At 52.1% G+C, this 5,303-nt stretch carries 5 protein-coding genes; 2 read left to right on the top strand and 3 right to left on the bottom strand.

The genetic code is table 11. The features are described 5' to 3' along the window. On the top strand, window positions 1-494 hold a 494-nt coding region (locus NZ772_13125; protein MCS6814492.1), incomplete at its 5' end, for a PEP-CTERM sorting domain-containing protein. 181 nt (window positions 495-675) lie between these two features. Here the strand turns inward: NZ772_13125 and NZ772_13120 are convergent. The 3 genes from NZ772_13120 to NZ772_13110 are packed head-to-tail and all read right to left on the bottom strand — an operon-like array spanning window position 676 to window position 4,222. Next, a complete protein-coding gene (locus tag NZ772_13120) occupies window positions 676-1,494 on the bottom strand; it encodes a Uma2 family endonuclease (protein ID MCS6814491.1) in 819 nt (272 codons plus the stop codon). A gap of 53 nt (window positions 1,495-1,547) precedes the next feature. Beyond that, a complete protein-coding gene (locus tag NZ772_13115) occupies window positions 1,548-2,867 on the bottom strand; it encodes an FtsX-like permease family protein (GenBank protein MCS6814490.1) in 1,320 nt (439 codons plus the stop codon). Window positions 2,868-2,905: 38 nt separating this feature from the next. Next, window positions 2,906-4,222, bottom strand: a complete 1,317-nt coding sequence (locus NZ772_13110; protein MCS6814489.1) for a cytosine deaminase — start codon at window positions 4,220-4,222, stop codon at window positions 2,906-2,908. Window positions 4,223-4,598: 376 nt separating this feature from the next. Between NZ772_13110 and NZ772_13105 the strand changes: the two genes are divergently transcribed. Then, the coding region (locus NZ772_13105; GenBank protein MCS6814488.1) for a hypothetical protein at window positions 4,599-5,303 on the top strand (705 nt) is incomplete at its 3' end.

The raw sequence follows: 5,303 nt of genomic DNA, 5'->3' as shown, positions 1-5,303 counted from the left end.
GCTACTTCGGCCAAGATCCAGCTATCCACTTTACCTACAACGTTGCTGGGCACACGTTTGAGTCTATTGGCAGCATCAATGGTGGCTATTCCTACGTATATTTGCAATTACCTACGCGATACCTGTTTGAAGTGACAGGATACACTGACCCTGCTAAGACTCGCTACGTCTCTACTGCTTTTGATCTGTGGGACTACAATGGGGATGCGCTTAGCTATCCAACGCCGTTAGCCAGCTTGCCCGATCGCTTCCCCAATACAGAGGTGCGGAGCTTTTACTACGTCAATTGTAAGTCGCCCCTGTTCTCAACATCCGATTGCTCAACCCTTTTTGTGGGTTCAGTCAAGTCTTTGCAAGCAGGAACCGCAGCTATACCAGAGCCAACGACAACCTTGGGGATGGTTGTGGCCACAGGGTTAGGGTTGTTTTGGCACAAGCAGCGATCGCAGGCTGGGGGTAAAGGCAAACTGAGGGCTACAACCCATAACGCTTAAAAAGCGCTGTGCATCAGTTTGCTAGGGCTGTGGGTAAATGCAAAACTGAGGGTTACAACACTCTAGACAGTTTTTGTGAACAGACCAGCAGCCCGCTTGATTTCGTTAGCAGTTGCCCTTACCCTCAATTCCTCTCGCCACAAGTAGTCACCTTGCTAGTCACTTTGCCACAAGTAGTCACTTACGGTGGGGGAATTTCATCAGGATTAATCCCGATCGACCGTAGATAGGCGGCTAGTTGCTCGGCTCGTTGTTGGGCTAACTCCTTTTGCGATCGCTCGTACTCAGCCCGTTGTCGCTCTGTCTGTTCCCGCTGTTGAGCCAATTCAGCCTGTTGCTGGGCTAGGGCAGCCTGTTGCTGGGCTAGGGCAGCCTGTCGCTGGGCTAACTCGGCCTGCTCTGCTAGTTCAATAGAACTCAAGAATCGGCGACCATCGGGGTAGTAAAGAACCAGTTCCTGTCCTGGCTGCCATTCAAACCGAATGCCCAAGCGGGGACTCACCCACTGGTTCATAGTGGGAATGGGTACCAGTTCCTGTCCTTGTCGTTGCCAACCTTGCAGCACTCGCTCATCCGGATCATAGACATAATATTCCTCCACACCATACCGCTGATAAAACTCAAATTTTTGCTGCATGGCTTCTCGTCCCTTAGCAGTCCTGTTACTTTCAGAGAGAATTTCAAACACGACTTGGGGAGGAATGTTGTTTTCTCTGAACTGCTTGTAGGAGGGTCTGTCGCCCTTATTCACCCCAAATACGACCATGACATCTGGTGCTTGGCTGGGTGCCCTGGTCTCGTGAACAGGAATTTCGCTGACTTGGATAGGATACCAGAGTAGGTCACCTGCGATGAAAACATGGGGATCTTTGGCAAACAGAATTTCTAGATTTTCCTTGATCATGACTATCCAGCGATACTGAAGGGTGTTTTCAGCCATAGGGTTACCATCGCTGGAGGGGTAGAGCAAGTCATCGGGGATTTGAACTAGGCTAGTCATGGTGGGTTGGCTTGGCTGCAACTAGATTGACTGTAGATGAGTAGTCTACCCTGCTAGAAGATTTCCGCTGGGTCAGCAGATTGGACTTTACGAATGGCAATGATGCTGGAAATGATGCACATGAGCAGTGTCAAGATAAATACCAGCACGGCACGCTCGGCGGTCATGACGATCGGTAGTGAGGTGGCATTCTGGGTGAGGTTATACAGCCCCAGGCACAAGACAAAACCGGGGATGTAGCCTAACACTGCCAAAATCAGCGCTTCTTGAAACACAACACCCGTGAGGTAGAGGTTGCGATAGCCCATGGCTTTTAGGGTGGCATATTCAGGCAGGTGATCGGTAACGTCGGTGTAGAGAATTTGGTAGACGATGACGCTGCCAACCACAAAGCCCATGGCGGTACCGAGGCCAAAGATGAAGCCGATCGCCGTACTATTTTGCCAGTAGCTGCGTTCAAACTCCGCAAACTCTGCCTTAGACAACACGCACACATCTTTGGGCAAGGCTCCAGCGGCTGAAACATGTTCAAAATCCTTGCAGGTCAACAGCCGTGTTTCTGGCTGGGGAGATTGACCTAACCAATTTTTAGGAGGTGGAGGAGCCTCACCCCGCATAGCAGCCAAGACTTGTTGCCCATCAGCCCCTGGTTTGAGCTTGACTAGGCCAACATCAATAATGCCGCGCTTGCGACTGTTAAAAATGCGGATGAAGTTTAAGTAACTGGTGATAATATTGCCGTCTGCACCAAAGGAAGCACCCATCTTAAATAGCCCAGCAACGGTTACCCGCCGTCCGCCAACTTCTGTGGTGAGCATGGTGCCATCTCGGAACCAGTCCAGCACCTTGGTGTTGGATTTTGGGTCGATGATGGGGATGAATTCTGGACGAGAGTCTTTGTCAAACAACACCTGATCAGGGATTTTAACCTTTTGCAGCAACGACTGGAATTTGACCGGTTGAATGGCTCCAGTGAGAGGGTCTCGATCGTAGGCAGGTAAGTCAAACACGGGGTCATCGGGGTTGGTGCCAATCACCATGATGCCTCTAGTGCGACGAGTTTGGGGATTTTTCCACAGGCGAAAGTCCAGATAAATTGGACTCACGTAATCCACACCGTCATAGCCCCTTGCTTGAAACAACCGTCGCTCTGAGAAACTGCGCATGGCGATTAGGGCATTTGATTGGGGGCTAATGAGAAAAATATCCCCTTGTAAACTTTTGTGCAGGGTAATGGCACTTTCAAATAGGGCATCTCGAAACCCTAGCTGCATAAACATGAGGATGACGGCAAAGCCAATGCCTGCCAGCGCAACGAGCAGGCGGGTGCGCTCGCGCAGGAGTTGCAACCAAGCAAGGGGAATGGCAAACATGGGCTAATGGATGCTATCTAGGGAGGGTATAGACCATTCTACAGGTTGTCTAGGTCGGCATAGTCGGGCAAGGTGGTGTCGATCGCCCGTCCTCGACGCAATACGATGCGATCGTGCTGAGAGCGCGAGAACAGCTCACTGAAGCTACGGGCACGAAAGATCACCAAGTCAGCCGGTGCGCCGATGTAGATTTGCCCGATGGTGTCTAGTCCCATCATCTGGGCTGGAGTTTGGCTAACCATTGCCGCTACGTCCCCATAGGGTGCATCTAGCTGGGCAATGCGCACTGCCATGGTCAGCACTTCTAGCATGTCATGATCGCCGTAGGCATAGAAGGGATCACGGCAATTGTCGCTGGCGATCGCTACAGGAATGCCTGCCTGCTGCAACTCTTGAATCAAGGTGACTCCCCGATAGCGAGGGGTGCGATGGGCTTGGCGGTCTTGCAAATACAGGTTACACATGGGTAGGCTAACAATGGCGATCGCGGCTTGTTGCAGTAACTGTAGGGTTTCCTCTACTACCTGTGGGGCTTGAGTGGATAGGCTACAGCAGTGGCCGCAGGTGATGCGCCCAGGGAACTGATTGCGAATCGCTGCCTTAGCAATATGACGGAGGGCATTAGACGTTGGGTCTAGGGTTTCATCGGCGTGAAAATCCACATCGAGTTGGCGTTCAGCCGCCAATTGCAAGGCGCGATCGAGCTGCTGGTCTAATTCTGGGTGCATGAGTACCAATCCCCCTAGAACTCCACCATCCAGAGCAGCTAGGCGATCGGCCAATTGTTCTCCCATTGGCGTTAGAAATGCCTCCATGGGGATCAGACAAGCAGCTTGAATCGTCAGGCGATCGGCCCAAATTTGTTGCAAGGCCTCCACCACCCCAAAGCTAATAGCGGCCTGCTCTCCCGACGAGTCTATGTGGGTACGAATGGCTTGAGTGCCATGGGCATAGCTACAGCGCAGCCCGAAGTCCATACGGCGATAAACATCCTCTGCTGTCCAATGAGCCTCAGAGTCTTGCTGCACAGCCGCCATAGCGCTAGCAAAGGTGCCATCTGGATTTGCAGCCCGTGGCCAAATATGACCCTTATCCAAATGGGTGTGCATATCTACAAAACAGGGGAAGACAATGCCACCCCGCAGATCATGGCAAGGAACGGCTGGGAAATCTGATTCGGTTGCTAGTTGAGCAGGCACAATATTGTGGATGATGCCATGGTGAATTTCTAAGTCAAGACTACACAGGTTGTCGTGGAGGTGAAGGTGGGGGAGTTCAGCCAGCGAAGATGTCAGCAAGGGCGCGGGAACATGGGCATTACGGAGCCAATAGTGGTCGGTTGCTGAAATCTGCATAACTTAACATAAATGGGGCTGGTCAGAATAGTACAGCACGATGTACTATTGTGGGGTTGTACTAGTGATCTATTGGTTCTTAATAGGTAGCGGTGGGTTGTTTACAAACCTGTCTGCTCTTGCTAGCGTTAGGGACTGGTTTACAGGTTAGGCTACTTCTCCATGCTACGGCTACGGATAGCTTGTAGTCAGAACTTGAGTCCTTCACTACGAACTGGTGGGTTATGCCGCTGGCTACTCAGAGCGTTAGTATTACTTGTTGGCCCTATCACCGAGGGGGTTATTTGTTGAGGGGTTGCTTCTAAGTTGCTGCTGGTTGGTCGCATGGCTGGCGAACTGACTTGTTTACATTAATTCATGACTAGGGAGTTGCTGCATGGTTAGTCGAGCAGAGGGCGGTTCTATGGTGACTAATATGGTGACTAAGGAGTGTGTGGCGATCGTCCGTCGCCTGATTTTGCATCCTATTGGAGCTTGTACTGGAGCAGCTATTGTTGCGCTGACCTTGGCAGCAGCGGCTGGCAGTTATCTCTTGAGTCCAAAATCTGTTGTGGCAGTAAAGCCATCGCCTACAGTGCGTGTCATTATCCCTACGGCAGTCGCCTCAAGCCACCGTATACCGAGTGCTGTTGACAGAGTGCCTCAAAGCCCTTCGGTTGTTGTCATACCCCCGGCTGTCACTGAGTCCTCTGCCAGTGAGTTCTCAATGTCTGACCTGCAACCCTTTACGACTACATCCCCAGAGAGCAAAGTGCCAGCGTCAACTCAGCAGCTTAAGTCATCGTTCTCCCCAACTCAAGATCCAGTGGTTTGGACGTGCGGTGCGATCGTCGTGGGTTGTGCCATGGGTAGCCTTATGATTTCGCGTCAACTGACTCGCGCCAACGTTGCTGTGGCTAGAGGCCGAGCTGCTCGCCCAGTGCCGTCTCGGCGTAAGGTCTATGTGCCGTTGCCTGCGGAGACGTTACCAGCAGCTTCCACTCGGCCAGATTCTTGGCTAGCTCTGGGCCACGCCCCGACACCTGCTGCTGCCCTGTCTCCTGCCACTAGTGCACCTGTGCATCTGCTGCCTACCTCTTCC

Source organism: Cyanobacteriota bacterium, from assembly GCA_025054735.1.
Classification (GTDB): Bacteria; Cyanobacteriota; Cyanobacteriia; order SKYG9; family SKYG9; genus SKYG9.
This window is presented reverse-complemented; position numbering and strand designations above follow the sequence as displayed.